The organism is Streptomyces niphimycinicus (genome assembly GCF_018883605.1).
In the GTDB taxonomy this organism is placed as follows: domain Bacteria; phylum Actinomycetota; class Actinomycetes; order Streptomycetales; family Streptomycetaceae; genus Streptomyces; species Streptomyces niphimycinicus.
This window is the reverse complement of the sequence record NZ_JAHLEM010000001.1, coordinates 82,543-87,776: the sequence shown is the minus strand read 5'-3', so window position 1 is coordinate 87,776 and position 5,234 is coordinate 82,543. Positions and strand designations below refer to the sequence as shown.

Genomic DNA, 5,234 nt, shown 5'->3' with positions numbered 1-5,234 from the left:
GGACGGCGGGTCCAACGGCATCACCGCGCCCAGCGGTGCCGCGCAGCAGGCCGTGATCCAGCAGGCGCTGGCCGACGCGGGCCTGTCTCCCGCGGACGTGGACGCGGTCGAGGCCCACGGCACCGGTACCAGCCTCGGCGACCCCATCGAGGCCCAGGCGCTGCTGGCCACCTACGGACAGCACCGGCCGGCCGAACGGCCGCTGTACCTGGGGTCGGTGAAGTCGAACCTCGGTCACACCCAGGCGGCGGCGGGCGTGGCCGGGGTGATCAAGATGGTGCAGGCGATGCGGCACGGCGTACTGCCCCGCACCCTGCACGTCGGGCAGCCGTCGTCCCATGTCGACTGGACGGCCGGCGCGGTGGAACTGCTGCGCGAACAGCGGGCCTGGCCCGAGACCGGCAGGCCCAGGCGGAGCGCGGTGTCCTCGTTCGGCATCAGCGGCACCAACGCACACGTCGTACTCGAAGAAGCGCCCGTGACCGACGCGCACGACACCGCCGTGGCCGACACCGACGCGCACGACACCGCCGTGGACGAGAAATCCCCCGGCCCGCTGCCGCTGCCGTGGGCCGTCGTGTCGGCGAAGAGCGAGCCCGCGCTGCGCGCGCAGGCGGCGAAGCTGTACGACCACCTGGACCGGCGACCGGGAGCGACCGTCCCCGACGTGGCCCGTGCGCTGGTGACCAGCAGGTCGCTGTTCGACCACCGGGCCGTGGTCACCGCCCACGACCGGGGCGAACTGCTGGCGGGTCTGCGCTCGTTGTCCGCGGGGACGCCGGCCGACCGGGTGGTCACCGGCGTGGCCGGCCGGGCCCGGACGGCGGCGCTGTTCACCGGGCAGGGTGCGCAGCGGCCCGGCATGGGGCGTGAGCTGTACGAGCGGTTCCCCGTGTTCGCCGAGACGTTCGACGCGCTGTGCGACCGGTTCGACGCGCTCCTGCCCACTGCGCTGCGCGCGACCGTCTTCGCCGAGCCCGGCACCCCCGAGGCCGCCGCGCTCGACCTCAGCGGCTTCGCGCAGCCGGCGCTCTTCGCCGTGGAGGTGGCGCTGTACCGGCTGTACGAGTCGTTCGGCCGGACCGCGGACTTCGTGCTCGGGCACTCGCTCGGCGAGATCTCCGCCGCGCACGTGGCCGGCGTACTGTCCCTGCCGGACGCGGCGCGGATGGTCGCGGCGCGCGGTTCCCTGATGCAGGAACTGCCGGGCGGCGGGGTCATGAGCGCGCTGCGCGCGGGCGAGCCCGACGTACTGGCGGTACTGAGGGACCTGCGCCGGCCGGTGGACATCGCCGCCGTGAACGGCCCCGAATCGGTGGTGGTGTCCGGCGCCGAGGACGAGGTGGCCCTGGTGGAGCACGCCGCGTCCGCCCGGGGCTGGAAGACCACGCGGCTCGCCGTGACGCACGCCTTCCACTCGGCGCTGATGGACCCCATGCTCGACCGGTACGCCGAGGTGCTGTCCGAGGTGTCCTTCGGCGAGCCGGTCACCGGGTTCGTGTCCACGACCCGGGGCCGGGTGGTGTCCGGCGCGGAACTGGGCACAGCGGAGTACTGGCTCGACAACGTGCGCCGCACGGTGCGGTTCGCCGACGCGGTGCGCGCACTCGACGCGACAGGCGTCGGCACCTACCTGGAGATCGGCCCGGACGCGGTGCTGTCCCCGCTGGCGCAGGACTGCGTCCCGGACCCCCGGCGCGCCGTGTTCGTGGCCACGCAGCGCCGGGACGAGGGCCAGGCGGAGACGTTCGAGCGGGCGTTGGCCCGGCTGATCGTGCGGGGCGGCCCGGCACCGGCGCCGAGTCGGGCCGAGGGCGCCCGGCGGCGGCACGTCGAGCTGCCCACGTACGCGTTCCAGCGCGACCGGTACTGGCTCGGCCCGACGCTCTCGTGCGCCGCACCCGCCGACGACGGGCCCAACTGGCACTACGGGATCACCTGGGAGCCGCTGTCGGCCGCGCACCCGGCCCCGGCCCTCGGCGGCACCTGGCTGCTCGCCGTTCCGGAGGACGGCGCAGGCGGCGGCGTCGCCTCGGCCCTCACCGCCGCCGGCGCTCATGTGTCGCGGCTGACGGTCGCCGACCCCGACCGGGCGGCGCTGGCCGACCGGCTCGGTGCGCTGCCCACGGCGCCGACCGGGATCGTGTCCCTGCTCGACGGCGCCACCGACCCGCTCCCCGGACTCGTGGGCGTGCCGACCGGCCTGGCCACCACCCTGGTCCTGGCGCAGGCGCTCGGCGACGCGGGCCTCACCGCACCCCTGTGGTGCGTCACCGCCGGCGCGGCCTCGGTGTCCGGCGAAGCGGTCAGCGGCCCGGCGGGCGCGGCGGTCGCCGCACTGGCGAGGGTGGTGGGACTGGAGCACCCCGAACGGTGGGGCGGCCTGGTCGATCTGCCCGCCACGCCGGACGGCGCGGACCTGACCGCCCTCGCGGACGTACTCGCCCTCGACCCCGGCGAGGACCAGGTGGCGATCCGGCCGTCGGGCCGTTACGCACGCCGCCTCACCCGCACCCCCGTACCCCGGGGCCGACAGCCGTGGCGGCCCACCGGAACCGTGCTGATCACCGGCGGCACCGGCGGGCTCGGCGGGCACGTGGCCCGCTCGCTGGCCAAGGGCGGAGCCGAGCATCTGGTCCTGCTCAGCCGACGCGGCCCGGACGCACCGGGCGCACCGGCACTCCGCGACGAACTGGCCGCGCTGGGCGCCCAGGTCTCCATCGTGGCCTGCGATGTGCTCGACCGCGACCGGCTCGCCTCGGTACTGGCCGGACTGCGCGCCGACGGCAGCCCGGTCCGGGCCGTCGTGCACACCGCGGGGGCCCCGCAACCCGCCCTGCCGGTCGCACGGACCAACCCCGGACACCTCGCCGAGGTGATGGCGGCCAAGACCGCCGGGGCCGTCCTGCTCGACGAGCTGACCGCCGAGGACGACCTCGAAGCGTTCGTCCTGTTCTCGTCGGCCGCCGGAGTGTGGGGGAGCGGCGGACAGGGCGGCTACTGCGCGGCCAACGCGGTGCTCGACGCCGTGGCGCAACGGCGGCACGCGCGCGGCCGGGCCGCCACCTCGATCGCCTGGGGCGTGTGGGCCGGTCCCGGTATGGCCGAAGGAGCCGGCGACCGGTACGCCGTCCGGGGCCTGCGGCCGATGGACCCCGACCTGGCGGTACGGGCGTTGCACCGGGCCGTGGCGAGCGGCGCCCCGGCACCGGTCGTCGCCGATGTGGACTGGGCCCGGTTCGCGACCGGTTACACCGCGGCCCGGCCGCGCCCGCTGATCGCCGGCCTGGTCCCGCGACCCGCCCCGGCCGCCCCCGCCGCCCGGTCCGACCTGCGCGCGAGACTGGCCGGACAGTCCGGCCAGGAACAGCGGGACACACTGCTCGACGTCGTGCGGCGGGAGGTCGCCGCGGAACTCGGGCACGGTTCGGCCGACGCGATCGAACCCGAACGGCCGTTCCATGAGCTGGGCTTCGACTCGCTGCGCGCGGTCGGCCTGCGCGACCGGCTGACCGAGGCGACCGACCACCCGCTGCCCACCGGCCTGATCTATGACCATGAGACGCCGGCCGCGCTCGCCGAGCACCTGACCACGCTGCTGCGCGAGGAGACGCTGACCGGCCCGGACCCCGGGACCGAGGACGGCGGCGGGCTGCACGCGCTGTACCGCAGACTGGCGCTGCTGGGAAAGATGCAGGAGATCGAGTCGCTGTGCGTCGGGGTGGCGGGCCTGCGGGAGACCTACGACGACCCCGCCGACTTCGATCCGGCACCCCGCCTCGTACGCATGGCCCACGCCGACCACGGACCCACCCTGTTCGCGTTCCCGCCGTTCGCCCCCGTCGAGCCGGCGATCCAGTTCGCCCGGCTGGCCCACTACTTCCAGGGCCGCACCAACCTCGCGGTGGTCCCGATCCCCGGCTACCGGGCCGGTGAACCGCTGGCGGCCACGGTCGACGCGCTCGTCGGGGTGCTCGTCCGGCAGGTGCTGCACGCCCGCGGCGACGAGCCGCCCGTCATCCTCGGCTACTCGTCCGGCGGCTGGCTCGCCCACGCCGTGGCCGAGGGACTGGAGGCGGCCGGTGTACGGCCCTCCGCCCTGGTGCTGCTCGACACCTACCTGCCCGACGGCATGTCGCCGGCGCTGCGCCGCGCCATGAACTACGAACTCGTGGTGCGCCGGGAGACCTTCGCCCGGCCCGACGTGACCGCCATCACCGCGTACGGCACCTACCGGCGCCTGTTCCGCGACTGGCAGCCGGGTCCGGTCGCCGCACGGACCTTGTTCCTACGGCCGCGGGACTGCGTACCCGGCTCACCGGACGAGCCCGCCGTCACGGACTGGCGCTCGCACTGGCCGCCCGGCCACGAGGCCGGTGAGGTCCCCGGCGACCACTGCACGATGGTCGGCGATCACTCCGACACCACGGCGGCGGCGGTGTGGTCCTGGCTGTCAGCGCTCCAGCAGCACGACAAGCCGCACGACAAGCAGCACGACAAGCAGCACAAGCAGCACGACAAGCAGCACGACGGCAACAGGAGGACCCCGTGAGCGAGACCCATAGGCTCCAGCCAGGTGAGACGACCCAGCTCGACCCCCAGATGCTCATCGAGCGGGCCGCCGTCACCGATGTGGTCGTCGCGGCCGGGCTGCTGTTCGACTCCGGCGAGTTCGAGACGCTCGGCACTCTCTACACGGCGGACGCGCTCTTCGAGATGATCCCCGCGCCCGAAGGCTTTCCCGCCACGGTCTCCACCCGGGAGCAGATCACCGACGGGCTGGCCCGGCTCTGGCAGCACAACCGGGAGACGGTGGGCGTCCACTCCCGGCACGCCACCTCCAACCTGCTGGTCACCAGGCTGGACGCGGACACGGCCGAGGTGTACTCGATCTTCACCGTCACCGGCCTCTACACCGACGGTCGGCTCGGACTGCGCCGACTGGGGAACTACGTCGACCTGCTGCACCGCGAGGGCACGGCGTGGCGCATCGCGCATCGCCGGTTGTACATGCAGGGGCCGCCGCCGGTGTGGCCCGCCGCCGGGCGCGGTACCGATCAGCCCGGCTCCGATCAGCCCGGCTCCGATCGGCCCGGCACCGAGCAGCCCGGCACTGAGCAACTCGCCGCTGAACAGCGCGTTTCCGAGCAAGTCGAGGAGCCGGGGGCGTGAAGGCGACGAACGACCCGAACCCACGCACCGGCCACCCCGGCGAACCCATCGCCGTGGTGGGC

At 74.8% G+C, this 5,234-nt stretch carries 2 protein-coding genes; both read left to right on the top strand.

Going from position 1 to position 5,234, the window contains the following annotated elements:
* Positions 1-4,552: SDR family NAD(P)-dependent oxidoreductase (locus KN815_RS00240; RefSeq protein WP_216338928.1), on the top strand; the 4,552-nt coding region annotated here is incomplete at its 5' end.
* Complete coding sequence (locus tag KN815_RS00235) at positions 4,549-5,172, top strand: nuclear transport factor 2 family protein (RefSeq protein WP_216338926.1); 624 nt, start codon at positions 4,549-4,551, stop codon at positions 5,170-5,172. The genes KN815_RS00240 and KN815_RS00235, both read left to right, overlap by 4 nt.
* Positions 5,173-5,234: the final 62 nt, after the last annotated feature.